This is a genomic window from Mucilaginibacter sp. P4_A11 (assembly GCF_056402535.1).
Map to the genome: position 1 here is coordinate 115,299 of NZ_JBFUHE010000019.1, position 26,493 is coordinate 141,791.

Genomic DNA, 26,493 nt, shown 5'->3' on the forward strand with positions numbered 1-26,493 from the left:
CAGCAAAGTATGCAAGGCAAAACTTACGGTAATACAGTTACATAATAACAAAGATGAAACAAACCCTTACTTTTTTTACAGCAGGCCTTTTAATGCTGCTGGCATTTACTTCAAAAGCTCAGGATACCAACGATAAAGATGATGAAACCAAAGTAAAACTTAAACCTTATGTAGGTTTAAGTATGGGGATTTCCTATGCACTGGGAGATTTTGCAAAAGCAGACTACAGTAACAATAAATCAGGTTTTGCAAACAGGGGCGTTACCTTTCAGCTTGATGGAGCATATTATATCCACAGAAATTTTGGGATTGGCTACACCTTTTCATACCAGGACCAAAGCAATTTTTCATATGATGACGACCTGATATTATCGCAGGGCTATACTACCGATTTTAAAGCAGATCAAGGCACTGTAACAGCTGATAAACGGTATCGCAGCTTTAACCTGTTGGTAGGCCCGCAATATACTTTTGTATGGCGCAGCTTATCGTTTGATGTAAGGGCATCGGCAGGCGCTATAAAAAGCCAGACTTCGCCACTATTAACCATAACCGTTACCGGCGTTGATGCACAAACTGGCAGTATTAGCCAGGCAAGCTCCAAGGGCTATGCTTTTGCATATGGCGGCAGCGCGGCAATAAGGTTTGATATGGGCGCCGGTTGGGGGCTATCTCTTAAAGGAAACTACGTTAAATCACCGGGATATGATGTAACAACAACTGGTCGCACGTTAAATGTTGGCCGTTTGGTAACCAAGCAGCCAATTACTGAAGGTCAGATAGTATTTGGCCTATATAAAGCATTTTAATTATAAAAGCTAAAGGTCGGAATGGAAAAAGCTTAAGGCAAGTATTGATTCCGAATAGAATATTCTCATCCATAAACAGAAAAAGCAGATCAACGATCTGCTTTTTCTGTTTATGGATGTTTGGTAAAAGTTATCAATTAACCGTAATCTGTTCCGGTTTATCGGCCACAATTTCGGGCTGGCCTTTAAAAAATTCAAATGTGCCGGTTGCACACACATGCTTACCTTTTATGCTGGATAGGTCAAGCTTTATTTGATTCCCTTTTACAGCTATGGTATATTTTTGCCTTGGATAAGCCGCACCCATATTTAACAAGGTAAGCGTATCACTTACAGCTTTATAGGAGTAAACAGTATCACACAAAGTACCCACTTTGCCTATATTGTTCTTGAAATCAGCTACGGTAAAGCCTTTAGGCTGTTGTGCCAACGCTTTGCCTGCAAAAGCGACAAGGATCAATACCGGCAGTAATAGTTTTTTCATTGTGTAATATATCAGTGTTTTAATGATTGCTGGTCATCATCCTTTTTATCCGGTGCCGGGGCATAACCATCCTCAAAGTTTAAAGTGAATGATGATTCGGATGCGCGGCTGGCGGCATTCAATCCGGCTATGTCCGGCTCACTGTTGTCAATTATTTCGTTGCCGGTATCCTGGCCTTCATTTTGCTCAAATTCGTTACCCGGATCTTTGTTTTCCTGGGCGTCATCAAGATTTGGGTTTTCGGGGATTGCCATAATTTTAATGTTTTAGTGTATTGTGAATAACCACTAAGGTACGCCGTTGTTTTGTGGTTATTGTGTAACAATCTTTATCTTTTCTGTTTGGCTGTTAAAACGTATTTTTGCCGGATATGCCGGTTCGCGACAAACTCTATTTTGCTTCTGATTTTCATTTAGGTACGGGAACATACGCCTCAAGCCGCCAACGCGAAGACAAGATAGTGCGCTGGCTCGATAGCATTAAGTATGACGCTGCCGAAGTGTTCCTGGTTGGCGATGTTTTTGACTTTTGGTTTGAATACAAATCGGTAGTGCCCAGGGGATATATCCGTTTTTTAGGCAAGCTTGCCGAACTTGCCGATGCAGGTGTAAAGCTTTACCTGTTTAAAGGTAATCATGATATGTGGATGTTTGATTATTTTGTAGAGGAATTTGGCGCTACCATCATCAGCAATGAACTAAAAATTGAAAGGGGCGGCAAAAAGTTCTTTATTCACCATGGAGATGGACTTGGCCCCGGTGATAGCTTTTACAAGTTCTTAAAAGGGTTTTTCAGAAGCAGGTTTTGCCAATGGCTGTTTGCACGGATCCATCCAAATCTTGGTGTAGGCATAGCCAATAAGTGGAGCCGCCATAGCCGCGATACCAATGAAAAAAAAGAGAGCCCCAAACCTGGAGAACAGGAGTGGCTGGTGAGTTTTTGCCGCGAAGAACTGAAATCCAACTTTTACGATTACCTTGTTTTTGGGCACCGCCATGTTCCGCTCGATATCAAATTAACGCCGCAAAGCCGTTATGTCAACCTTGGCGAATGGATCTCGCAGTTTTCCTACGCCGTTTTCGATGGCAGGGAGCTGAAGTTGAAATATTTCGAGAAGACTGCTGAATAGCGCCCGGCTATTTTAAAGCAGTTAACCGCCGTTGAGTTCAGTAACGGTTGGCGTGTGTAAAAAAAGCATGGCCTTAATGAGCTATTTGATTAAACACCTTGCCTCAGTAGTCAAGTAGCTTCTCCATACTCGCCTCCAATCTCGCCTTGGCTAAAAACTGGTCTTCCAAAGCTTTATTCATGGGGATAGCAGTATCAAGGCTACCGCAACGCATCACAGGAGCATCAAGGTATTTAAAACAATGTTCGGCTAAATGAGCGGCAATTTCGGCACCGAAACCGCTGGTGAGGGTATCTTCATGCAAAATCAGCGCGCGGCCTGTTTTTTTAACACTGGTTTCAACTGCTTCCTGGTCCCAGGGTTGCAGGCTGCGCAGATCGATGATCTCTATGGATTGATCGGGATGTTTGTCAGCATATTCCAGCGCCCAGTGTACCCCAAGGCCAAATGTGATAATACTGGCCTTATCGCCTTGTTTGATGATGTTGGCCTTGCCAATTTGTATCATTACGTCATTATCAGGCGCATCGGCACTGATACTGCGGTACAGGTATTTGTGTTCAAAGTAAATTACAGGGTTGGGGTCGTCAATGGCGGCAAGTAACAAGCCTTTGGCATCTGCGGGGAAGGCTGGATAAACAACTTTCAGGCCGGGCGTTTTGGTAAACCATGCTTCGTTGCTTTGCGAGTGGAAGGGGCCTGCACCGGTACCTGCACCTGCGGGCATCCGGATTACCACATCAACGCCCTGCGCCCAGCGGTAATGCGTTTTGGCAAGGTTATTAATAATTTGATTAAAGCCACACGTGACAAAATCAGCAAACTGCATTTCAACTACCGCCTTGTAGCCGTTAAGGGCAAGGCCCATGCCTGCGCCAACAACGCCCGATTCACAAATGGGCGTATTCCGCACGCGGGCTTTACCAAACTCTTCCACAAAACCCTGGGTAATTTTAAACGCGCCGCCATATTCGGCGATGTCCTGGCCCATGATCACCAGGTTAGGGTGTTTGCGCATGGCTTGTTTAAGCCCGTCGCTAATGGCATCTATATAGCGCTTATTGCTAACCGGCGATGATTTTGGTTGTACAGCCGGAAAACTGTATGGTTTGTACATATCCCGTATTTCGGTGGCTACATCCGGGATAATATCAGTTTCGGCATATGCTTTTTCAATCTCAGTTTCAATAAGAGTGGCGAACTCTTTACGGATAACAGGGATCATATCTTTAAATAATACGCCTTCGGCAAGCAGGTATTTTTCAAAGTTTGTGACCGGGTCTTTTCCTGCCCACCATTCAAATAAATTATTTGGAACGTATTTAGTACCCGATGCCTCTTCGTGGCCACGCATTCTGAAGGTCATGCATTCCAGTAAAACAGGGCGCGGGCTTTCGCGAAGGGCTTTATTGAGTGTTTTTATGGTATTATAAACCTCAAGCAGGTTGTTGCCGTCAATGCGCCGGCCTTCAATACCGTAACCTATGGCTTTATCAACCAGTTCACGGCAGTTATATTGCTCGCTGGTTGGGGTAGAAAGGCCATAGCCGTTATTTTCGATCAGAAATATAACCGGCAGTTTCCATACAGCGGCAATGTTCAGGGCCTCGTGAAAATCGCCTTCACTGGTAGCTCCTTCGCCGGTAAAAACAAGTGTTGATTTTTTCTTGCCCGATAATACATCGGCCAGGGCAATACCATCGGCCAGGGCAAGCTGAGGGCCAAGGTGTGATATCATGCCAATGATCTTATACTCCTGGGTACCAAAGTGAAAAGAGCGGTCGCGCCCTTTGGTAAAGCCTGATGGTTTGCCTTGCCATTGCGCCATTAATTTTGATAGTGGGATTCCCCGCGAGGTAAAAACGCCGAGATTGCGGTGCATGGGCAAAATATATTCGTCGGCATTCATGGCGAGGGCGCTGCCTACAGCTATGGCTTCCTGGCCAATACCCGAAAACCATTTGCCTATGCGGCCCTGCCTCAGCAGGATCAGCATCTTCTCTTCAACCATGCGCGGAAATAGCAATTTTTTGTAAAATGCCAGCAAAGTATCATTATCGAGGTTTTTCCTGTCAAAAATCATAACGTAAAACTACTGAAGTTTTTAAAACTTTGTATGTTTGATGATACTATCAAAAAACTATGAAGCGCAACTCTATTTTCATCATTATATTACTGCTCATGATTGGCTTTGCGGCCAGCTCGCAGGATTTTTTCTTATTGCCACATAATTTTTACGTTCATAAAGGCGATAAGCTTAACCTGCATTTGTTAAGCGGCAATGAGTTTAAGCCCGAAAGTGAATTTAAATACGCCACTGCAAAGGCAACTAAGTTTATGCTGTACGAAGGCTCGAAAAAAACAGACCTGTCAAAAATCAGTAATACGGCCGATAGCAGTTTGCTCACCTATCAGCTGCAAAATTCCGGTCTTGCACTTTTTGAGCTGGTTAGGGAGGATGAAACGGAATCAGAAAGGAATAAATTTATCAGGGCGCTTGAAAGCGAAGGCCTTGATAAAATGGCCGAAGAAGCCAGGGCCAGCAGCCAGCAATACTTTGTTGAAAAGTATCACCAATCAACAAAAACCCTTATTTCTGTAGATAAGGCAAATGGAAAAGACTTTGATAAGGCGCTGGGAGAAGAATATGAAATTGTGATCCAGCAAAACCCCTATAAATCCGAATACGGAGATGATGTTACCGCACAGGTGCTTTTTAAAGGCAAACCCATGAAAGACGCTGTAGTGATGCAATATGTACGTACCATAAATGGCACTATTGTTCCGCAAAAATTGTTGAGCGACAGCAACGGCTTAGTGTTTTTTAAACTAAGCCGCGAAGGGGTGTATATGATCAGTTCAACCCATGTTGAGCCATCGCAGGATAAGAAGGCCGATTATGAGAACTGGACGGCTACTTTTACTTTCGCATTCAGTAATACTGATGATGCGCCGAATACCTACCGCGAATTTGGATTTGGGAACAAGCATTAATTAACTGTGTTGGGACGATGAAAGTTGTTCTATTAAGAAAACAAACAAAATCATGTCATTGCGAGTAGCCCTCAGGGAAATCCTGAAAAAAAATTCAATGATGTATAAAATATATTTCAGCGATGGTGTGTGTGGGCCGCGTTAGTGATAGTGGCGGATACCGGCCTCGTGGTTAATGCCTTGTGCAGTATGAGCGGATAGCACGGGCCGTAGGCAACGCCCATATTTATAAATAGATCAAAAAATACACTTAATAGTCAATAACTTACAATTATCATTGTAAGGCACGAAGCAATCTTACTGAAGCATATCCGCCCTGTATAGTATGCGATTGCTTCGTGCCTCGCAATGACATATTTTTATTTTCCCAGCACTGTGCTGTTATATAACTGTCTCGCCATTTAAAACTCCACGTGTGCCCTTAACGAAAACACATTTACCGGTCCCCTGTCTTTATTGTAAGCAGGGTTCAGTAAAAACTGGTAACCGGGTGTAAGCCAGAATTTCTTTTGATAAGCATTGATCTTATAGTCAAGCTCGGCAATAAACTCGGTGCCGTAATTAAGTTTACCATCGCCGATGATGAAGCCGTAGCCGCCCGCTGCAAGGTAATCGCGGTGAGCGTTTGAGATGCCGTTAGCTACAAAAGCCAGGCCCAGTTCATCATCTCCGCGGTTCCATGAACTGCCTTTAAGTACGCCGCCAAAGCTTAAAGAGCGGTCTATCTCCGTAAAATACCATGTTTCAGTTTTGCCATTATTGTAACTCACTTTGGCAAATACCCCGAAATCTTTGGTTAAGTATTGGTCGGCGCTAATGCCAAAACCATATTTATGCCTGCCATAAGCCTGGGTGGTATCAACATTAGGCGCGACCGGACTTAAAGCTAAAGCCTGGCGATAATCGCCCATTTTGCCATTGTTCCTGAAACCCAGGATCCTGAACGTACCTTTTTGACCGTTAAGCGTATACCGTTTTTCGTACTCTAAAGTTTGGGTATTGGCTTTGCCTATTTTTTGGTCCCAGATGGCGCCGTTAGCAGTAGTGGTTGACATAGTGAAGGCGAAACGCAAGGTCCAGTTAGGCTGCCCCAATTCGGTATGGATGCCCATAACATAGCCACGGGTATTGGCGGGGTAATCCCATGCGCCATTATCCATTAAGCTCCAGTTCATGAACTGTGTACGCGGATCGTGGCTAAACTCATTGCCGTCATAGAAATCGGCCATGCCAAATTTACCTACGGTAACCGAAAGGTAGCGTTTGCTTTTTAAGCCGGCCAACTGGTTGGCATCATCACTTATGGTATCTTTATCTTTACCCCATTCAAAATTCTGGGTAAAATATAAGCGGGCGATATAGATCTTGGGCTCAGCACCGCCCACACGGAACGTTTCGCCATTAGGGAAGCCGGCCGCCCCTAAAGTTTTGCTCAGGCCGGCACCACCTGATAGTTCAGGGTTGAAATAAGCTTCGGCACCTTTCCAAAGCCTTGCACCGCCAAAAAGGGTAGTGGTGATAGAGCTTTGTGTTTCTTCTCCTGTAAGCAAACTGTTATCTCCGGTATAATCGGCATGGAAAGACGGTTTATATTGGGTGATTACCGTTTGTTGGAAATGGAAATTGAACCGCTGACGTTTAACTGTATCCTGCCCGAAAGTAACAGCAGCAATCAATACGGGTATTACAGTAAGTATAAGTTTTTTCATGGACTGTCAATTTTGCGCAAAAGTAAGCTTTCGCGTTAATTATGAACCACATTCCTCAAAAAACTGTTTCAAATATTCTTCCATAAAAGCATGCCTTTGCGCGGCAACCGCTTTCCCGGCGGGTGTATTCATCTTATCCTTAAGCAATAGCAGCTTTTCGTAGAAATGATTAATAGTTGGGGCCGTTGTACTCTTATATTCCTCTTTGGTCATGCTAAGGTTTGGCTTGATCTCGGGATTGTACAATTCACGGCCTTTAAACCCACCATAGGTAAATGCGCGGGCAATGCCGATGGCGCCAATTGCATCCAGCCTGTCTGCATCCTGCACTACTTCTAACTCAGGTGAGTGAAAAGATTTTTTATCAAAGCTGGCCTTGAACGACATATGCCGGATGATCTGCTGTACATGTTCAATAACAGCAGCATCAACATTCATGCTTTGCAGGTAATTACCGGCGGTACGCGGGCCGATCTCTTCATCGCCGTTATGAAATTTACTATCGGCAATATCATGCAGCAAGGCAGCAAGTTCAACTACAAGCTGATCAGTTTTCTCTGTTTGATTGATGAGTTTTGCGTTTGTCCAAACGCGGTGAATGTGCCACCAATCGTGGCCGCCTTCAGCATCCCTGAGGGTATCGCGCACAAAATTTACTGTAGCGCCAATGAGTTTATTATGTTCCATCTTTTGCAAAGATACTAAGCAAAAGACAGAACATTGGGATTGTATATAATAACCTTAAGCAGCTACCACTTTTTCTGTATTGATAAGTTCGGCAACTTCAACTTCCAAAATAGAAGCGATCTGGAAGAGCCTTTCAACGGTTATTTTTGTATAACCTAACTCTATTTTACTATAGGCATTTTGCGATATACCTAACTTAGCCGCAAGGTACTCCTGGGTATAATTTAGTCCTTCCCTTGTATGCCTTATGTTAGCAGCTATGGCCTTGATCTTGAAATTTAGCATATCTTTCATCCGATTACATATTAATTCATTTATAACTAACGAGAATATTCTGGTTACGGATTTTGGATTTTTGAAATTTTTTTAATGAACGGCCACTTGAAAGGCAATTTATTATGATTTTTTTAATTAAAGATTAATGTCTTGTGTGAAGATGTGTGTAATCTTGTAGATTTTGAGCGGCTGCGTTAATTAATAGTAAAGGCGAAAAAAAAATATTTTTTTATAAAAAAAGCGACAGAATGTGAAATCTGTCGCTTTAGAGTGCTTTGTATTTTTAAAACTACTCGCTCAAATCGTAACTAACCGTTACTGAAGGTAATAAAGTAGCTGTTTCAAGCGGAACCTGGTTATAGGATATGATAGGCCTGCGCTTGCTGTAATAATCAAATGCCGCTTTTATGGTTGCATTGCTTGCATTTGCCGGCGCATTAAAGTTGATAGAAAACGGCAAAATGAAATCATGCAATTTTTCATGATCTGGGATGATCCATTTATGGTTTGATTTTTTCAGCGCATCAATGATGGGCACTACCAGTATAGCATCATCAGCATAGTAAACTATGATCTTTTTAATGGTGCCTTTATCATCAGCAGTAAATTTAAACACTGCGGTGCCGGTCGCCTTCTTTTTGATGATCTCGGGTGATACAACAAGACTGTCTTTAAAAAAACGGTTCATGATAGGGCTGCCGCCCTGAAATGGAAATGCTAATTGTGTTTGTGCCTTAACCAGTACCGATGATAAAATAAGTGTTATAAATAACAGGATCTTTTTCATTTAATTTTCTTCTTTTGGTTCGCGTTTGCTGCCCAGGTATAGTTCATACTCAAACAAGCGGCAATCGAGCTTACCATTATAAAATTCAATTTTGCGGGCAGCCTTCAAGCCTATTTTCTTGGCCAGGTCGGCATTGCCCGTAAAAACGTAACCATTATACCCGAGGCATTTCTTTTTCAGGAAATCGCCCATACGTTTATAGGTGATCTCCAGTTTAGTGTGTACACCCAAACGCTCGCCGTATTCAGGGTTAAACATCACTACGCCTACTTCGGCAGGTACCTCGGTATCTTCAAAGTCACAAACGTTAAAATCAATCAAATGTTCTACACCAGCAGTTTTTGCATTTTTGCGGGCAATATCAACAGCATCTTCAGAAATATCTGTTGCAATGATCTTAAAGCCGGTTTCTTTTTTTGCTTTGTCCTTTAAAGTGCGGCGTTCGGTAAAAAATACGGTTTCATCATAACCCAATATATGCATGAAGCCATAATTCATTCTGAACAAGCCCGGATGTTTATCGGTGGCCAGCAATGCTGCTTCAATAGCCAGGGTACCCGAACCGCACATGGGGTTAATGAACGTGCTTTTCATATCCCATTTGGTAGCCATGATGGTTGATGTCGCCAAAGCCTCAAGCATAGGTGCTTTGCCCGGTATTTTACGGTAACTGTGTTTGGCCAGGGTTTCGCCGGATGTATCCAGGAAAATTTCGGCACGGTCATCCTGCCAGTAAAGGTGTACCAGGGTTTTATTAACCTCCGGGCCCGAATCCGGCCTGATACCTTTGATAGATTTGATCCTGTCGGCAATGGCATCTTTTACCTTTACGTTGGCAAACAGCGGGGTAAGGATGTGCTCGTTATTTACGTTTGATGATACCGAAAAATAGCCGGTAAAATCAATCAGCTTTTCCCATTCAATGGTTACCAGCTCATCGTAAAGCTCTTTCGGGTCGCGGGCGGTAAAAGTTTTTAGCGAATACAGGATCTGGCTTGCGCAGCGCAAATTCAAATTAAGCGGAATGGTATCTGTAACGGTACCCTTTAGTTCGACCCCTGTGGGGAAAACACGTACCGGCTCAAAGCCTAAAGCTTCAACTTCCCGTTGCAGGTAAGTTGAAAGCCTTTTGTTACATGTAATTATGATTTTACTTTCGGTGTGGAAAACTTGCATATTAATTCGGTAAAATTAAGAATTAAAAAGCCCCTATTTTAATTTCTTAACTATTAACTTTACATTTTAAATTATTTGAAGACTAATTATGGAAGTTAAAGGTAAGGTACATGAAGTATCGGCTACCCAGCAAGTAACCGATTCACTTAAAAAACGCGAACTTATACTTGAATATATTGAGAACCCTCAATATCCTGAATATTTAAAGTTTGAAGCTATACAGGATCGTTGCGCTTTGCTTGACACTGTTAAAGTAGGTGACGATGTAGAGGTTTCTTTTAACCTTAAAGGCCGCCCGTGGACAGACAAAATGGGTAAAAAAAGTTATTTTAACTCGTTACAGTTATGGAGGGTTACCCCGCTGGCTGCCGCTAACAACGCATCTGCTGCGCCGCAATATGCAGCTCCATCTGCTGATATCAGTTCATCTGCCGATGATGACGATCTGCCATTCTAAGTAAAAAGCGTAAGCAAGATATTTCAAAAGGCCCTGGTAAAGGGCCTTTTGTTGTTTGTAAACATTGAGCCTTAATAAGCTTTTCTTAACCTATCCGCAAATTCATTCGGTAACGGGCTATCCTCAACTGCTCGCGCAGCCCTTTCAACATCATAAGCAACACGTATAAATTCAACCTGAACACTGCTTGGATCAGTAACAGAGCTTGTTTTGCTGAGTGTTAGAATCACATAACAGCCGTTGGGGTTACCATCTTTCGGTTTACCCACAGAGCCCAGGTTAATAACATGCTTATAGCTGTAATCATCAACTTTGAGTATACGATGATAAGGCTTGTGCGAATGGCCGACACACAAAATGTCAGCATTTGCTTCATCCATCATTTCCAAAACGTAAGTTTCATCAGTATCTTCTAAAACGTATTCGTTAACGCTCCGGGTACTGCCATGAGCCAGTACGATGTTTAACGCATCGTCATTTAGTTCAAATTCCAGCCGGATATGAGCAGGAAGTGTAGCAAGGTATTTTCTGCCGTCAGTATCGATTAAATGATAGGCGTAGTTTTTACCAGGCTCGCTTAAACTGCGTTCTGTTGTTACCAGTTTTTTTACTTTCAGGTCATGGTTACCTGCAAGCGTTGCAATATTACGTTTGCGGATTTCAGCAATCACCTCGTTAGGCCAAACATTGTAACCTACGAGATCACCGAGACAATAAACGGCATCTACATGACGGGCATCTAAATCTTTCAGCATGGCTTCCAAAGCCGGGAGATTGGCATGGATATCAGAGAAAAGTGCAATTTTCATTATTCTACAGCAGTTATAGTTTTAGACGTGTAATATTTTTTACGGAAGTAAAAAGCGAGGTTAACCAATGCAATCAGGGCAGGCACTTCTACCAGTGGCCCGATAACCCCGGCAAATGCTTCGCCAGAGTTAATGCCGAATACGCCGATCGCTACTGCAATGGCCAGCTCAAAATTATTGCCTGTGGCAGTGAAGGCAATCGAAGTACTCCTTGAATAATCGGCACCGAATGATTTGCCCAGGAAAAACGCGATCACAAACATGATGGCAAAGTAAATCACCAGCGGTATTGCGATCCTCACAACATCCATTGGTATTTGCACGATCAGGTTACCCTTAAGGCTGAACATCACCACAATGGTGAACAGTAAAGCAATCAGGGTCATTGGCGAGATGAACGGTACATATTTGGTTTGAAACCATTCCTCGCCCTTGATCCTGATCAGCGTGTATCGGCTGATAACACCGGCTGCAAAGGGTATCCCTAAATAGATGCCTACGCTTTTTGCGATCTCGCCAATGGTGATATTCACAGCCAGCCCTTGCAAGCCGAATAATGGCGGCAATACTGTAATGAACAGGTAAGCGTAAACGCTGTATAACAATACCTGGAAGATGCTGTTTAAAGCGATCAGCCCAGCAGCATATTCACGGCTGCCTTCGGCCAGTTCATTCCATACCACCACCATCGCAATGCAACGGGCAAGGCCAATTAATATCAGGCCGACCATGTAAGCCGGATGATCCCGCAATAAAGTGATTGCCAAAACAAACATCAGTATCGGGCCAACGATCCAATTAAGCACCAGTGAGGCGCTTAGTACTTTGGTATCCTTAAATACCTGTCCCATGTTCTCATATTTTACTTTGGCCAATGGCGGGTACATCATCAGGATCAGACCAATAGCCAGGGGGATATTGGTCGTCCCGCTTGAAAAGGAATTGATAAAGCCTGAAGACGAGGGAATGAAATAGCCAATCCCTACGCCAATTGCCATGGCAAGGAAAATCCAGAGGGTCAGGTAACGATCAAGGAAACCTAATTTTTTACGTTCGGCCACGGGGGCACAGTTGTTTGCTGACATGTGATTTACTGTATAGTTAATGTTTTGATGTGGGTAGGTGTTAGATAAGTTCATTCAGTTGCTTATTGCATTAAAGCAATATTGCGATTGATATCGATAAAAAAAAGCTCAGCAGCAGCTATCGTCACAATTTACCTCTACAAAGAAGCTGGCAAGCAACGTTCTGTATTTTGCCCAGGTTTTATTGTTGATACAGTAACACATGCTGGTGCCTTCAATTTTTCCTTTGATGATCCCTACATCTTTCAACTCTCTCAGATGTTGGGAAATGGTAGGTTGTGCGAGGCCGAGCAGATCGACCAGATCACTTCCTATACATTCGTTGGCTTTAATCAGGTGTTCAATAATTGCAATACGGGCAGGGTGCGCCAATGCTTTTAACATTACCGCCAGCTCATTTTGTGCATCCGTGAAATTTGCTGTTTTTGTTACTCCCATATTGCAATGTCACGATTAAGTGGTGAAATAAAAAAGCTTCTGCCCGTTATTTTTTCAATCATTCTGATCTCATGCTAAATTTTCTCTTACAAAGTTTGCGGAAAAGATTTTTATCAGATCCCTCACCTCGCGGAATTTATCCATGATCTCTTCGGGTGTACCTGTTGCTTTTGCCGGATCAGGGAAGTTTTGGTGAAAGCGTTTAACATTGCCCGGGAAAAACGGACAGGCTTCGTTAGCGTTATCACAAACAGTGATCACCATATCAAACGGGATGGCCGAATATTCGTCCACATGGTTTGAGGTGTGTTTTGAAATATCAATATGATCTTCGGCTATCACCTGTATGGCTTTAGGGTTTACGCCATGTGTTTCGATCCCGGCGCTGTAGATGTTTGCCTTGTTCCCGGCATAAAACCGTAAATAACCTTCAGCCAATTGGCTACGGCAGCTATTGCCCGTACATAGTACTAAAATATTCTTCATGTTTTCTCTTTAGTTGATCCCTGTAACTTTACTTCTTCGTTCCAATAGCAATACGTTTCGCCACACACCGTTCATTTTGCCGACCTTTTCCCGGTAACCAATTTGCCTGAAACCGTGCTTTTCGTGTAATGCAACGCTTGCGGCGTTTTCAGGGAATATTCCGGCCTGTAGCGTCCAGATATTTTCCGCCTCGGTATCGCTGATCAATTTTTCGAGCAAAGCCGACCCAACTTTTCTCCCTTGATAGGCGGTGCCTATATAGACACTCACTTCGGCAACACCGGCGTAAACGCAGCGACTTGATACCGGCGTTAAAGCAACCCATCCGGCAATTTTGCCATCAATCTCTGCAACGAAACGGTGCTTTTCCATGTGCGCTTTATTCCATGCGGGGCCATTGGGCGCGCTCGTTTCAAACGTGGCGTTGCCCGTTGCAATCCCTTCCTGGTAGATCCGCATAACGCTTTCCCAATCTCTGGCGGTCATCGGTCGTATTTGCATCATTGTGATTTTAATTGATATTTACAGAAACCGGTTGTTTTTTAGCAGCAGCCTGAACCGGGTGCGCAGCTTTGCGCAACGGCAAGGTTTTTCAATTCAACTTTTTGCTTTGCAGGTGCAGGTGTACAACATTCTTCGCCTTTATCATTAGTACCGCAGCTTCCTCCTCTTGTTTGGGCTTTGCATTGAACAGCATCCGGGCGCAGGTCAACGATCAGGTTATCGCCATCGATGATAAACTCGCCGGGGAACATCTGGCGGGTATCAAACTCCGAATTTCCAAATTCGATCTTTACCGTTCCAAGCGGGTTAAGCGGCAATGATTTTTCGACAATGGCAACGATAGATAAAGCCTTGCTTACTTTCATTGATCTTTCCTGCTGCTCGTTTTCAGGCTCCCAAAGCTGTACGATAATTTCTGTCCAACTATTCATAACACCACCGCAATCAACAGAAACAATGGGTGCCTGTTTAATCTCGGTAATGTGGTAAGAGGCATCAACCCATTTGTTTTCTGCATACTGGAACTGCAAATTAAGATCGGGGTTCTTTACCAGTTCTTCTTTGAACTGGCTCCAGTTCAGGCTATCTACTTTGTTCATGGTTACGTTCTCCTTTACTTGTTTTATTGTAATATTGCGATTGATTTTTTCAAATTTTTTTAACAGCAGGATTTGGTTTTACTGTACGACTGCATAAACTGGCCTAACTGGTTTTCCAGTTTTTCCCAGGCTTTCGGCTCTATACAGTAACATACACTTACACCCTCTATTGTACCTTGTATCAACCCTGCATTTTTGAGTTCTTTTAAATGCTGTGAAATTGTCGGCTGTGCCAAACCAAGTTCATCCACAAGATCACCGCAGATACAGGCATTGGTTTTGATCAGGTATTGCAGGATGGCAATGCGGGCAGGGTGCGCTAATGCCTTTAGCATCGTAGCTAACGCATTTTGCTCATCTGTGAATATTTCTGTTTTTGTAAGTCCCATGATAATTATATCGCAATATTACGATTAATGCTTTATAGTGCAAATATTTTTTGCTGATCCATTATAAAACTTTCAGGTGTCGACGCAATAAAACCGTAGAAAACAACACTTTAATATTAATTACATTTGTTAAATTTTGTTAAATGCAATTTTTGTGTGCGGATTTAGGATAATTTTGTTGTTCAACAAATGAAGAAGAGGAGCATAGGTTTAATAATTGGCTTAATGAGCTTTGCGCTGTTGGGCGTAATGGCTATGCAATTTTATTTCCTGAGGCAATCATACCAGATGCAATCCGATTCTTTCGATCGCCAGGTGAGGGAGGCTATGAACAATGTGGTGGATAAAGTTACCCGCCAGGATGCCAATAACTTTTTGAAAACCAAAACCCAGCAGGCGGCCATCAGCACTGATAATGAAGAAACGGGTATCAGCACTATAAAAGTAACAGGGTTACCTAAAGAAAAAAAACATTCTACCGCCCGTGAAAAGCGAATTGCTTTATTGCGTGATAGTTTGCAACGCATGATCCAGCGCAAAAAAATGGATGATGAGCTTAACGGCTTATTACAAACTGAAGGTACAGTTGATTTTAAAGTGCATGTTGAAGAATATACCGATGAGTTTGGTGTAGTACATGAACAACTTACACCCGAGATTGTGCATACCCGCATCACCCGCAGGGTAAGCCATTCCAAAAAGCTTCATAAATATGATACGCTGAGATATGTTTATGTCGATCCGCAATTTGGCAAGCAAATGATCTCGGTACCACGTATCAATCCGTTATGGGTACAGGAGCAAACCCGTAAGCAAAAAGAGCGGCAGGTTCAGCAGATCAAAAAAATGCTTGAAAACGATTCGCTTGAAAAAGCCACCAGTGTGAGCAGTAAACCAACTGTTATCGAAAACCTGGCCGAAGAATACCGTAAATCGGGCGAGCCATTGGATAAAAGGATCAACCCGTTCTGGATAGATTCATTGCTGCGTTTTGAGCTTCATAATAAAGGTATTTTCCTGCCTTTCAGCTATGAGGTTACAACTGCTAACAGTGATTCACTGATATTTTCAAATGCCAGCGATAATCAGGGCGAAAAGCTGCCCGTATTTGTGGCGGCAAATACTTATCAAACACCCATTTTTACCAAAGAGGTGATTAATGATCCGGGGAAGATCAGGCTTTCATTTCCTCAAAAAAACTCACTGATATTAAGTAACATGACCGCCACTATGGCTACAACCGGTGGCCTTACCATGGTACTGGTGCTTTGCTTCGGGTATACCATATTTTCGATATTGAGGCAGAAAAAGATCTCAGAAATGAAGATCGACTTTATCAATAACATGACCCACGAGTTTAAAACCCCGGTTTCAACCATTATGATAGCCAGCGAAGCTTTAAGGGACAACGAAATTGCCGAGGATAAAAGCCGGGTGGCCCGTTTAGCCAACATTATTTTTGAAGAGAATGCCCGGTTGGGCAGTCATATTGAGCGCGTTTTGAACATTGCCCGTATTGAACGCAACGATTTTAAACTGGAGAAGAAACCGGTTGATGTGAACGAAATGGTTAGTATCGTGCTTGACAGCATGGAGCTCAAGCTGCAAAAATGCAATGCTAAAACCACGCTGCACCTCGATGCCGAAAGCGCTTATATCATTGCCGATGAGCTGCATTTTTCGAACGTATTATACAACCTGGTTGATAATGCTATTAAATACAGCAACGAGGCCCCCGATATCACTATAAGTACATTTGTTAAAAGCGGCCAGGTTGTTATTAAAGTAGCTGATAAAGGTATAGGTATGAGCCGCGATCAGCAATCAAAAATATTTGAGCAATTTTACCGTATCCCTACCGGTAACGTGCACAATGTTAAAGGCTTTGGCCTGGGTTTAAGCTATGTTAATACCATAGTAAAACGCCTTAATGGTACCATAAGCGTAAAATCAGAAAAAGAAAAGGGCTCGGAGTTTGAGCTGAAGTTTGCGGTGGCGTAATTTTAAGTCGGAAAGTCGGGGTGTCCGGAAATCCGTAAAATAAGTTCAGCCTATCTTTCGATATGAATAAAGAACTTCCGGACTTTCCGACCTTGGACTTCCGGATTAAAAAATATATGAAGAAAATACTACTGGTTGAGGATGATGCCAATTTAGGCTTGTTACTGCAAGATTATCTGCAATTGAAAGGTAAGTTTGATGTGGTGTTATGTAAGGATGGTGAAGAGGGCTTGCGCGCTTTTACCAAACAAACTTATGACCTGCTGATACTGGATGTGATGATGCCTAAAAAGGACGGCTTTACCCTCGGTAAAGACGTCCGTAAAATCAATGCCCAGGTGCCTATTATTTTTGCTACGGCCAAAGGGATGATTGAGGATAAAACCCAGGCCTTTAATTTAGGAGGGGATGATTACATAACAAAGCCTTTCCGCATTGAAGAATTGCTGCTCCGTATCAATGCCCTTTTAAAACGCACAGAAAACACTGGCAAAAAGGAAGAGGAAAAGCAAACTGCCTTCAAGATTGGCAGATATACTTTCGATTATACAGCGCAGATGATCACGATTGCCGAAACCCAGCAAAAGTTATCAACCAAAGAGGCCGAGTTGTTGCGCCTGCTATGCGTACATAAAAATGAGGTGCTTACCCGAGAAGAAGCCCTGCTGAACATCTGGCACGATGATAACTATTTTAATGGCCGAAGCATGGATGTATTTCTGAGCAAGATCCGTAAGTATTTAAAGGATGACCCCAACGTTGAGATTATTAACGTGCATGGACGCGGATATAAGCTGCTGATCAACTAAGTTGATGCTTATTTTACAGGCGCTTTAAAATAACCTCTGAAATAATATTTTTTAGCACTTTGTTTTTTGTCGCTGCTGTATGTAATTTCTTCGAACACTGCGTTAACATAACCCGCAATCGTTTTATGATCGTTATGATCAAGTATAAGTTTACTGCAAACGGGCTTATATATTAATTTTTCGTTAGGTGTCAATTGAGGATAGATGATCTTCGGCTCAAAAGAAAATCTATCCTTTTCAATATAAATATTAAACTCATTGGCATAAGCAGGTAAGCCATCGGCAAAGTTCAACCTGATAGTATCTTTGTTTTTTGAGGCGTAGCAATATCTTATTGAATAGCCTCCCTGTATATCGGTTTGGCAATTAGCAGTGAAATATAGACGGGCAACTTTGCCTTTAATTATTTTTCCACTTTCGGTGTCCTCAAACTTACCGTCTTTAATCTTTATAATATTCCATGGATACGCCCATTTTTTAACGAAAGTAAGCCGCGATTCCGGGATTTTACCAATAGCTACTGTAGCCCCTGTTTTTGATTGGGCAAGGGATGAGGATATTATTAACATCCAATTCACAAAAACTAATAACTTTTTCATATTAATCTTTATCTGAAATATCTTCACCAAAGTGGATGATATTGCCGTTATTGTCCAGGATGCTGAATTCTTTGGTTTTCCAGGGCCTTATTTGTAAATCGGCATTGGGGTGCACTATGCCCCGCGGTTTATATTCGGCATAAAGGGTATCGACATCGGTTACAAATATGTAGCAGCCAGTGTTTTTAGCGATTTCAGGATTATCACACGGCCATAAATGAATAAACAGGTCATCTCTATGCATAATGAGGTAGCCATCCCAGCTTGTATTGAAAGTAAAGCCAAGCTTTTCGGTATAAAATTTTACGGTTTCTTCTTCGTTCAGCGACGCTAAAACGGGTATGGCTGTTTTGAGCATAAACGGGCTAATATTGCTAAAAGTACAAAGATCATTCAAATCTTTATGCTTCCCGGGTAATTATTTGAGGCCGGGATATAAGTGCTTAATAAATAATTATTTATCAGAAACTGTTGCATCTGTTTTAACCCAGACGTAATTCTATAAACAATGCCGTATTAAATTTACATGTAACACGATTGATACACTTGCTTGGGGGTATTAGGACGCTGCTATTTGGTAATTAACTGGAAGTCATGTAAATTTCATTTTTATAAAAACCTAAATGGCAAAAAAAACACTCCTGGCCTTAGTCATCACATGGGGCATCATAACAAGCGGTCATGTTTCTGCACAAACAGGTATTGATAGTACTGCTTTGGGCCTGGTAGTTGCCAATTATAATACTGCCATTGGGCAGCAATCACATCTGTATAACGGGCCGGAATATGAATTTTATGACCCCATAATAAAAGGGAATGCTTATGTTTTTGATAATAAGTCTTTTACGCCAGGTTCTGTAAAATATGGCACGGTGGTTTACCGCGATATTCCGATAATGTATGATTTGAACAAAGATGTGGTTGTTGTACTGCTTTATAATCACTTTACAAAATTTTCATTACTGAGCGAACGGGTGCCTGAGTTTTGGTTGCTTAACCATCATTTTATCCGCCTTAATACCGATTCGACAGGTAAGGCCGCACTTGCTACGGGTTTTTACGATCAGTTGTACCAGGGTAAAAATGTTGGGATCATTGTAAAAAGGGCCAAGAGTATTCAAACCAACACCGGCAATAATGCTATAGAAACTTTTTTTAGCGAAACGAAGGATTATTATGTTAAGAAAGGAAACAATTATTTAAGTTTTAGTGGCAAAGGAGGGCTGTTAGCTATTTTTAAAGATAAGAAGAAAGAACTGCGGCAATATATAAAGGCAAACAATCTTGACTTTCAAGAAAATTTGGAACAGGCTGCGGTAAGTGCAGCTACTTATTATGATCATATAACTAACTAATGCGCTGCGCCACGTTAATGCCAGGCCAAATTGATATTGCTTTGAATGTATACGGCAGGAAAATAAAATAACCGGATGAAAAAAATTTACTTTCTAAGTTTCTGTTTTTTGATTTTAATTAAAGTTTGCCATGCCCAGCAGGGACAGGGAAAATCAATCAGCGTAAACTTTCAGCAAGCTACCATTGAGCAGTTTGTAACAGAACTGGAAGCAAAATCAGGCTTTCATTTTTTTTACGATCCAATACAGTTTGACAGTTTGAAGGTAACACTGCAGGCAACTAATAAGCCTATTGAAAATATATTGAGCCAGGCTTTTAAAAATACTGATTTTAGTTTTGCCATCACCAAACAGCAACAGGTATTTTTAACTAAAGGACGCGAGATACAAACAGGCCTCGCCGTAGGTTATTTTGGTATCACAGTGGCCAATGCAACTGCGGCTAATATAAGTGTTTCTCCTGCTAACGCTGATCCTGATAAAGATAAAAAGATCCCTGAAGCAACTACCGAAAATAAGCTATACGAAATAGGGCTTAAAACCAACACTATTGAAGCAGGAACAGCAACACTTTCCGGTTACGTAAAAGAAGCAAAATCGGGCGAATCGGTAACCGGTGCCAGTATTTATGTTACCAATACAAAAACGGGGGTAGCTACCGATCAGTTTGGCTATTTTACTATCAAACTGCCAAAAGGCAGGCAGGTTTTAAGTGTAAGGGGGATTGGCATGCGTGACACCCGCAGGCAGATCATTCTTTACTCGGATGGGAAGATCATTATTGAAATGCAGGAACAGGTAACCAGCCTTAAAGAAGTAAAGATCTCTGCCGAAAAAGTGGCTAACGTACGCAACGTACAACTGGGTGTGAACCGGCTTGATATTAAAAGCATTAAACAGGTGCCTACCGTGTTTGGCGAGGCTGATATATTAAGAGTAGTACTCACCCTGCCGGGTGTTCAGTCGGTAGGTGAAGCTACAACGGGCTTTAATGTACGCGGGGGATCGGCCGATCAGAACCTGATCCTGATGAATGATGCTACCATCTATAACCCTTCGCATTTCTTCGGCTTCTTTTCATCGTTTAACCCCGATATAGTTAAGGATATTGAATTATACAAAAGCAGTATCCCTGAAAGATTTGGAGGCCGCTTATCATCGGTACTGGATGTAACCAACCGTGAGGGTAATAAAAAGAAATTTACCGGATCGGCAGGCATTGGTTTGATCACCAGCCGGCTTAATGTTGAGGGGCCTATTATTAAAGATAAAACCTCGTTTTCATTCGGCGGCCGTACTACTTATTCCGATTGGCTCCTTAAACTCCTTCCTGATGCCTATAAGCACAGCTCTGCCTCATTTTATGATCTTAACCTGGATATAAGTCACCAGATAGATGATAAAAACAACCTGTATCTAACCAGCTACATAAGCAGGGATAAGTTTAAACTTAATAGCGATACTGCCTACAGCTACAGCAATAGGAACATCAACCTTAAATGGAAGCATAATTTTAACAATAAATTATTCAGCGTTATTACAGCCGGGATTGACAGGTACCAATATGATGTTTCAAGTGCAGATAACCCGGTGAATGCCTACAAGCTGAATTTTGATATCAATCAAAGTAATTTCAAAACAGATTTCACTTATTACCTCAACCGTAAAAACACCGTCGACTTTGGATTGAGCTCTATTTATTATAAGCTTCATCCGGGTAGCTTTCAGCCCCTTGGTGCCCAGTCATTGGTGGCGCCTGACGTGGTGGCCACGCAACAAGCCCTGGAAAGTGCCTTATACCTTGGCGATAAATTTGATGTGACCGACGATCTGTCGATCAGCGGTGGCGTAAGGTACTCCATCTATAATTTCCTGGGGCCGCAAACGGTTTACAACTATGCCCCCAACCTGCCTAAAACAAGTACCAACCAGTTGGATAGTACCAATTATGCGAGCGGTAAGTTTATTAAAACTTATTCGGGACCCGAGATCAGGCTCTCGGCAAGGTACCAGCTGGGCGACAACCTATCTATAAAAGGCGGGTACAACACACTCAGACAGTATATTCACCTGTTATCAAATACAACAGCGATATCCCCTACTGATGTTTGGCAATTGAGCGATCCCAACATCAAACCTCAATATGGCGACCAGGTATCACTGGGCCTTTATCATAATTTAAAATCAAATACCATCGAAACCTCTGTTGAGGTTTATTACAAACGCTTAAGGGATTATCTTGACTACAAAAGCGGGGCAAACCTGGTATTAAACCATCATATTGAAACCGATGTAGTAGGTACAGAGGGCAAGGCATACGGGATTGAGCTTTTAGTTAAAAAAGCAACCGGTAAAGCCAACGGCTGGATCAGCTATGCTTATTCCCGTACGTTTTTAAGGCAAAATGATCCTAACGTGGGCGATTTGATCAATGGCGGCGCTTACTACCCTGCAAATTTTGATAAACCGCATAGCTTTAATTTTATTGGTAACTACAGGTTTTCGCACAGGTTTAGCGTTTCTTTAAATCTCACCTATAGTACGGGCCGGCCTATTACGCTGCCTATTGCCAAGTACGAGTACGGCGGTTCGGAACGGGTATTTTATTCAGACAGGAACCAATACCGCATCCCGGATTATTTCAGATCGGATTTTTCAATGAACATTGAGGGGAACCATAAAGTGCACCAGTTAACACATAACTCATTTACAATAGGTGTATATAATTTGACTGGCAGGCAAAACGCGTATTCGACATTCTTTACCGAACAGGGCGGGGCTATTAACGGATATAAGCTATCCATATTTGCCAGGCCTATTCCGTTTATTAATTATAATATCAGGTTTTAATTGAAAGTGATGAAAGGAAAACGATACATATTGATCTTGTTGTTGCTGGGAGGCATTTATAGTACCTGTAAAAAGCCCTATAACCCTAAAGTTATAAACTCCCCTAATCATTACCTGGTTGTGGAAGGAGTGATAAATAATGGCAGCGACTCAACCATCGTAAAATTAAGCAGAACGGTTAATATTTCGGGCAATGTTAGCACAAGTAGCGTGGATAACTGCACCGTATCTGTCGAGGCCGAAGGAGGGGCGGCATATACGCTTAACCCACATGGTAACGGGCTTTACGCCCTGCCAATGCTGAGCCTTGATGCCGCTAAAAAATACCGCTTGCATATTGTAACCGGGGATAGTAAAGAGTACGCATCAGATTATGTTGAGGTTAAAAAAAACCAGCCGATAGATAGCATAGGTTTCCAGGTTAAGAATAACGCCTTGCAATTATATGTTAATACACATGATGCCAGTAACAGCACGCGTTATTACAGATGGTCATATGATGAAACTTGGCGTTTTCACGCCAAGTTTCAATCATCATATATTGTTGATCAGCAAGCTAAGGCTGTAGTAGCGCGACCGGCCAGCGAATTCAGCTATTATTGCTTTGCGAGCGACAAGTCAAGTACTATAGTTATTGGCTCGTCAGCAAAATTAACCCAGGACGTTATCTTTCAACAGCCTTTAACAGCCATTGCTCCCGAATCAGAAAAAATCGAAATGCGGTATACAATACTGCTTAAGCAATATGCATTAACTAAGGAAGCATACCAGTTTTGGGAAAATCTTAAAAAGAATACAGAACAGCTGGGAAGCATATTTGATGCCCAGCCTTCGCAACTAACAGGTAATATCCATAACTTAAAAGATGCGGCTGAACCGGTTATCGGGTATATAAGTGTAACTAACATACAAACTAAAAGAGTATTCATTGATAATGCTGATGTGCCACCCAATTGGTTTACAAAATACCCGTATGATTGCGCCGCTCCTGATACTGCACTTTTTTTTAATCCTAAAACCCGGCAAGATGATGTGTTAAGTATTATAATTAACGGTGGCTCAATACCTGTAGATGCTATAACAGAACGAAATAGTACAATTGGCTACACCTATTCATCGACTGAATGTACTGATTGCCGGATCAGGGGCCGGGTGCAAACACCCTCGTATTGGAAAGAGAGATAGGAAAATTATAAATGATGCCATGAAAACAAATCAATAAGATTTTGGCTATGAATGAAATTAAAAAACTTGCTATTGTTCCACTGCTTTCAGGCATGCTGCTGTTATCATTGAACGGATTGGCACAAACTATAGGTCAAATCTCCGATAGCTTTAAAAAGTATGGACAGGTCACTGTACAGGAAAAGATATTTGTCCATACCGACAAAAACGCTTATATAACCGGCGAGATTTTATGGTTTAAGGCCTATAGTGTTGACGCTACTTATCACAGGCCACTTGGCCTTAGCAAAGTTGTATATGTTGATGTGTTGGACGGTAAGCAAAATGCCATAATCCAAACCAAAATAGAAATGAAAAACGGTTTTGGGAGCGGCTCTGTATATATACCTGTTTCGGTAAGCAATGGTAATTATAAATTGAGGGCATATACCAACTGGATGAAAAATTTCAGTCCCGATTATTATTTTGAAAAGGTGATCGCCATTGTTAATCCTTTAAAATCTCCGGAAGCCCCGGCTAAAGTTCAGCCACCAGAGTATGATGTTCAGTTTTTTCCGGAAGGAGGAAATCTTGTCGCCGGGATCAACAGTAAAGTTGCTTTTAAGGTCACGGCACCAGACGGCAAGGGCTTAAGCGAATACAGAGGTTTTGTTATTGATCAAAAAAACGATACGGTAGTACGCTTCCAGCCATTGAAATTTGGCATTGGCAGCTTTGTATTTACCCCGGCAGCCGGAAATATTTATAAAGCCATTATCAAACCGGGCAATAATGTTGCTGTTACCAGGGAACTGCCCGCCGTTAATAGCCAGGGCTATGTAATGACGGTAAAAGACGCGGGCAGTGCACAGATAGAGGTTACAGTAAAAGGAACGGGTATTGAAACCGGTGAATTATATCTTTTTGTACATACCAGGCAATTGATTAAAGCAGGGATGACGGCTCAGTTTAATAATGGGACTGCCAGCTTTATACTTGATAAAACTAAATTGGGTGAAGGGGTATCGAACCTTACAATTTTCAATAGTGCCCGGCAACCCGTAAGTGAAAGACTTTATTTTAAACGCCCCAAACAAAACTTCACCATTAACGCCACTGCCGACCAGGCCTTATATGCACGCCGTAAAAAAGTAAGTGTAGATATTATTGCTAAAGATTTTTCGGGGCAGGTGAAGTCTGCTAATCTGTCGATGTCGGTTTACAGGCTTGATTCATTGCAAAATGTAGATGCTGGTGAAATATTCAGTTATCTGTGGTTAAAATCAGATCTGCGCGGAAACATTGAATCGCCGGATTACTATTTCAAAAATACCGGTGCTGAAGCTGATGCGGTTCTCGATAATCTTATGCTAACACAGGGCTGGCGAAGGTTTCAATGGAGCAATGTGCTTGGTAGCAAGCCGGCGGCATTTAGCTTTTTACCAGAGTATGACGGGCACTTGATTAGTGGTAAAATAAACAATACACAAACTGGAGGTGTTGCCAAAGACGTAGTAGCCTATTTAAGTGTGCCGGGCAAGCGGGTGCAGCTTTACGCTTCCAAGAGCGATTCGGCAGGTAGGTTGATTTTTAACACAAGGCAGCTTTATGGGCCAGGTGAAATTGTAGCTCAAACCAATTCAGAACGGGACACTGCCTACCATATAGACATTTTAAGCCCTTTTTCTGAACAATACTCAAAATATCCCTTACCGAAATTTAACCTTACCAGGGGGATGCAAAACGCCATTGAAGAAGGAAGTTTGGGTGCTCAGGTTCAGAATGTTTATTGGGCCAACAAAATCAAGCACTTTTATGAGCCCGCGGTGGATAGCTCAGGCTTTTATGCAACGCCTTTTAAAACCTATCTCCTGGATAATTATACCCGTTTTACTACCATGGAAGAAGTGTTGAGGGAATATATAAGGGAAGTGTGGGTTACCAGATCACAAAAGCGCTACCATATTAAGGTACTTAACGGCAATGGCTTTTTAGATGGCGATCCGTTAGTAATGCTTGACGACGTACCAGTGTTTAATATTGATAAGGTTATGGCTATTGATCCGTTAAAAGTTCGTAAGCTTGAGGATGTTCCTTATCGGTATTATTGGGGCCCATCGGTTTATGAGGGGATTTTAAGCTTTACAACCTATAAAGGCGATCTCGGCGGTGTTGAGATAGACCCACGGGCTGTTGTGCTCGATTATGAAGGCCTGCAGCTGCAGCGTGAGTTTTATTCGCCGGTATATGATACAGAGCAGGCGGCTAAAAGCAGGATGCCCGATTTCAGAAGCCTGCTTTACTGGGCCCCTGAAATCAATACTTCTGCTCCTGGAAAAAATCAACTGTCGTTTTATACGTCAGATCAAACCGGTAAATATATCGGCATTGTACAGGGAATTACAGCCGGGGGCGATGCCGCAAGCCAGTATTTTAACTTTGATGTGAAGTAATTAGTTTTAAATTTCCGTGAATCACAACTTGTATTATTCTATTTAAGTACTGATTATCAATATATTAAATTTAACTAAAAAAGGCAGATAAATCAAAAAAGCCCTTAATTTCTCAAATAACGAACTTTTTTAAAAAAACAATTTGCATACCTTAAAATGGTTTGTATATTTGCACACCCAAACGGAGGAGTGGTAGTTCAGCTGGTTAGAATACATGCCTGTCACGCATGGGGTCGCGGGTTCGAGTCCCGTCCATTCCGCTAAAAGCCTTACTGAAAAGTAAGGCTTTTTTGCGTTTAAGGCTTTTTTTAGCTCTACAATTTGCATAAATTAAAAAGGTTTGTATATTTGCAACCCCAAACGGAGGAGTGGTAGTTCAGCTGGTTAGAATACATGCCTGTCACGCATGGGGTCGCGGGTTCGAGTCCCGTCCATTCCGCTAAA

At 42.2% G+C, this 26,493-nt stretch carries 27 protein-coding genes and 2 tRNA genes; 12 read left to right on the plus strand and 17 right to left on the minus strand.

Going from position 1 to position 26,493, the window contains the following annotated elements:
* The first annotated feature begins 53 nt into the window (after positions 1 to 53).
* Positions 54 to 809: a hypothetical protein gene (locus AC1DUD_RS27170; protein WP_477380387.1), complete on the plus strand. Its 756-nt coding sequence runs from the start codon at positions 54 to 56 to the stop codon at positions 807 to 809.
* 133 nt (positions 810 to 942) lie between these two features.
* On the opposite strand, the gene AC1DUD_RS27175 is transcribed toward AC1DUD_RS27170, so the two are convergent.
* Both AC1DUD_RS27175 and AC1DUD_RS27180 read right to left on the minus strand, forming a co-directional pair.
* Positions 943 to 1,293, minus strand: coding sequence for a hypothetical protein (locus tag AC1DUD_RS27175; RefSeq protein ID WP_477380389.1), 351 nt, complete (start codon positions 1,291 to 1,293; stop codon positions 943 to 945).
* An 11-nt stretch (positions 1,294 to 1,304) separates the two neighbouring features.
* Positions 1,305 to 1,547, minus strand: coding sequence for a hypothetical protein (locus tag AC1DUD_RS27180; protein WP_477380391.1), 243 nt, complete (start codon positions 1,545 to 1,547; stop codon positions 1,305 to 1,307).
* A 116-nt stretch (positions 1,548 to 1,663) separates the two neighbouring features.
* On the opposite strand from AC1DUD_RS27180, the gene AC1DUD_RS27185 reads away from it, so the two are divergent.
* The gene (locus tag AC1DUD_RS27185; RefSeq protein ID WP_477380393.1) at positions 1,664 to 2,422 is read left to right on the plus strand and encodes a UDP-2,3-diacylglucosamine diphosphatase; all 759 of its coding nucleotides are present in this window, start codon (positions 1,664 to 1,666) and stop codon (positions 2,420 to 2,422) included.
* A 103-nt stretch (positions 2,423 to 2,525) separates the two neighbouring features.
* On the opposite strand, the gene AC1DUD_RS27190 is transcribed toward AC1DUD_RS27185, so the two are convergent.
* Positions 2,526 to 4,505 (minus strand): alpha-ketoacid dehydrogenase subunit alpha/beta, encoded by a 1,980-nt coding sequence (locus AC1DUD_RS27190; RefSeq protein ID WP_477380395.1) that lies wholly within the window; start codon positions 4,503 to 4,505, stop codon positions 2,526 to 2,528.
* A 59-nt stretch (positions 4,506 to 4,564) separates the two neighbouring features.
* On the opposite strand from AC1DUD_RS27190, the gene AC1DUD_RS27195 reads away from it, so the two are divergent.
* Positions 4,565 to 5,416, plus strand: coding sequence for a DUF4198 domain-containing protein (locus tag AC1DUD_RS27195; protein ID WP_477380397.1), 852 nt, complete (start codon positions 4,565 to 4,567; stop codon positions 5,414 to 5,416).
* A gap of 401 nt (positions 5,417 to 5,817) precedes the next feature.
* Here the strand turns inward: AC1DUD_RS27195 and AC1DUD_RS27200 are convergent, their stop codons facing one another.
* From AC1DUD_RS27200 to AC1DUD_RS27220, 5 genes are all read right to left on the minus strand, one after another.
* Complete coding sequence (locus tag AC1DUD_RS27200) at positions 5,818 to 7,125, minus strand: carbohydrate porin (protein ID WP_477380399.1); 1,308 nt, start codon at positions 7,123 to 7,125, stop codon at positions 5,818 to 5,820.
* 39 nt (positions 7,126 to 7,164) lie between these two features.
* Positions 7,165 to 7,812: an HD domain-containing protein gene (locus tag AC1DUD_RS27205; protein WP_477380401.1), complete on the minus strand. Its 648-nt coding sequence runs from the start codon at positions 7,810 to 7,812 to the stop codon at positions 7,165 to 7,167.
* Positions 7,813 to 7,866: 54 nt separating this feature from the next.
* Positions 7,867 to 8,106 carry a helix-turn-helix domain-containing protein gene (locus AC1DUD_RS27210; RefSeq protein WP_121232613.1) on the minus strand — a complete coding sequence of 80 codons (240 nt, stop codon included), beginning with the start codon at positions 8,104 to 8,106 and terminating at the stop codon, positions 7,867 to 7,869.
* Positions 8,107 to 8,377: 271 nt separating this feature from the next.
* Positions 8,378 to 8,875, minus strand: a complete 498-nt coding sequence (locus AC1DUD_RS27215) for a hypothetical protein (protein ID WP_121232612.1) — start codon at positions 8,873 to 8,875, stop codon at positions 8,378 to 8,380.
* On the minus strand, positions 8,876 to 10,051 hold the full coding sequence (locus tag AC1DUD_RS27220) for a THUMP domain-containing class I SAM-dependent RNA methyltransferase (protein WP_477380404.1): 1,176 nt from the start codon (positions 10,049 to 10,051) through the stop codon (positions 8,876 to 8,878).
* Between the two features lie 88 nt (positions 10,052 to 10,139).
* On the opposite strand from AC1DUD_RS27220, the gene AC1DUD_RS27225 reads away from it, so the two are divergent.
* Complete coding sequence (locus AC1DUD_RS27225) at positions 10,140 to 10,508, plus strand: DUF3127 domain-containing protein (RefSeq protein ID WP_477380406.1); 369 nt, start codon at positions 10,140 to 10,142, stop codon at positions 10,506 to 10,508.
* 71 nt (positions 10,509 to 10,579) lie between these two features.
* Here AC1DUD_RS27225 and AC1DUD_RS27230 read toward each other — a convergent pair whose 3' ends face one another.
* From AC1DUD_RS27230 to AC1DUD_RS27260, 7 genes are all read right to left on the minus strand, one after another.
* A complete protein-coding gene (locus tag AC1DUD_RS27230) occupies positions 10,580 to 11,317 on the minus strand; it encodes a metallophosphoesterase family protein (RefSeq protein WP_477380408.1) in 738 nt (245 codons plus the stop codon).
* Positions 11,317 to 12,402, minus strand: a complete 1,086-nt coding sequence (arsB, locus tag AC1DUD_RS27235; RefSeq protein WP_477380410.1) for an ACR3 family arsenite efflux transporter — start codon at positions 12,400 to 12,402, stop codon at positions 11,317 to 11,319. The genes AC1DUD_RS27230 and arsB overlap by 1 nt, the downstream gene beginning before the upstream one ends.
* A 108-nt stretch (positions 12,403 to 12,510) precedes the next feature.
* Entirely contained in the window at positions 12,511 to 12,840 is a 330-nt protein-coding gene (locus AC1DUD_RS27240; RefSeq protein ID WP_477380412.1) for an ArsR/SmtB family transcription factor, read from the minus strand.
* Between the two features lie 69 nt (positions 12,841 to 12,909).
* A complete protein-coding gene (locus AC1DUD_RS27245) occupies positions 12,910 to 13,326 on the minus strand; it encodes an arsenate reductase ArsC (RefSeq protein ID WP_477380414.1) in 417 nt (138 codons plus the stop codon).
* 9 nt (positions 13,327 to 13,335) lie between these two features.
* Positions 13,336 to 13,830 carry an N-acetyltransferase family protein gene (locus AC1DUD_RS27250; protein WP_477380416.1) on the minus strand — a complete coding sequence of 165 codons (495 nt, stop codon included), beginning with the start codon at positions 13,828 to 13,830 and terminating at the stop codon, positions 13,336 to 13,338.
* Positions 13,831 to 13,868: 38 nt separating this feature from the next.
* Positions 13,869 to 14,429 carry a DUF6428 family protein gene (locus AC1DUD_RS27255; protein WP_477380418.1) on the minus strand — a complete coding sequence of 187 codons (561 nt, stop codon included), beginning with the start codon at positions 14,427 to 14,429 and terminating at the stop codon, positions 13,869 to 13,871.
* A gap of 59 nt (positions 14,430 to 14,488) precedes the next feature.
* Positions 14,489 to 14,818: an ArsR/SmtB family transcription factor gene (locus tag AC1DUD_RS27260; protein WP_477380419.1), complete on the minus strand. Its 330-nt coding sequence runs from the start codon at positions 14,816 to 14,818 to the stop codon at positions 14,489 to 14,491.
* A 189-nt stretch (positions 14,819 to 15,007) separates the two neighbouring features.
* Here AC1DUD_RS27260 and AC1DUD_RS27265 point away from each other — a divergent pair, with 189 nt between their 5' ends.
* The gene (locus AC1DUD_RS27265) at positions 15,008 to 16,819 is read left to right on the plus strand and encodes a sensor histidine kinase (RefSeq protein WP_477380420.1); all 1,812 of its coding nucleotides are present in this window, start codon (positions 15,008 to 15,010) and stop codon (positions 16,817 to 16,819) included.
* A gap of 116 nt (positions 16,820 to 16,935) precedes the next feature.
* On the plus strand, positions 16,936 to 17,628 hold the full coding sequence (locus AC1DUD_RS27270; RefSeq protein ID WP_477380422.1) for a response regulator transcription factor: 693 nt from the start codon (positions 16,936 to 16,938) through the stop codon (positions 17,626 to 17,628).
* 8 nt (positions 17,629 to 17,636) lie between these two features.
* Here AC1DUD_RS27270 and AC1DUD_RS27275 read toward each other — a convergent pair whose 3' ends face one another.
* Both AC1DUD_RS27275 and AC1DUD_RS27280 read right to left on the minus strand, forming a co-directional pair.
* Positions 17,637 to 18,227 (minus strand): hypothetical protein, encoded by a 591-nt coding sequence (locus AC1DUD_RS27275; RefSeq protein WP_477380424.1) that lies wholly within the window; start codon positions 18,225 to 18,227, stop codon positions 17,637 to 17,639.
* 1 nt (position 18,228) lies between these two features.
* Entirely contained in the window at positions 18,229 to 18,624 is a 396-nt protein-coding gene (locus AC1DUD_RS27280) for a bleomycin resistance protein (protein ID WP_477380426.1), read from the minus strand.
* Between the two features lie 226 nt (positions 18,625 to 18,850).
* Between AC1DUD_RS27280 and AC1DUD_RS27285 the strand changes: the two genes are divergently transcribed.
* The 6 genes from AC1DUD_RS27285 to AC1DUD_RS27310 all read left to right on the plus strand — a co-directional run bounded on the left by AC1DUD_RS27285 (position 18,851) and on the right by AC1DUD_RS27310 (position 26,488).
* Positions 18,851 to 19,582: a hypothetical protein gene (locus AC1DUD_RS27285; RefSeq protein ID WP_477380428.1), complete on the plus strand. Its 732-nt coding sequence runs from the start codon at positions 18,851 to 18,853 to the stop codon at positions 19,580 to 19,582.
* A gap of 75 nt (positions 19,583 to 19,657) precedes the next feature.
* Complete coding sequence (locus AC1DUD_RS27290) at positions 19,658 to 22,432, plus strand: TonB-dependent receptor domain-containing protein (protein ID WP_477380430.1); 2,775 nt, start codon at positions 19,658 to 19,660, stop codon at positions 22,430 to 22,432.
* Positions 22,433 to 22,441: 9 nt separating this feature from the next.
* The gene (locus tag AC1DUD_RS27295; protein ID WP_477380432.1) at positions 22,442 to 23,617 is read left to right on the plus strand and encodes a DUF4249 domain-containing protein; all 1,176 of its coding nucleotides are present in this window, start codon (positions 22,442 to 22,444) and stop codon (positions 23,615 to 23,617) included.
* A gap of 47 nt (positions 23,618 to 23,664) precedes the next feature.
* Positions 23,665 to 26,049 (plus strand): hypothetical protein, encoded by a 2,385-nt coding sequence (locus tag AC1DUD_RS27300; protein WP_477380434.1) that lies wholly within the window; start codon positions 23,665 to 23,667, stop codon positions 26,047 to 26,049.
* 186 nt (positions 26,050 to 26,235) lie between these two features.
* A tRNA-Asp gene (locus tag AC1DUD_RS27305) sits at positions 26,236 to 26,309 on the plus strand.
* 105 nt (positions 26,310 to 26,414) lie between these two features.
* Positions 26,415 to 26,488: transfer RNA gene (locus AC1DUD_RS27310), tRNA-Asp, on the plus strand.
* Positions 26,489 to 26,493 lie beyond the last annotated feature (5 nt).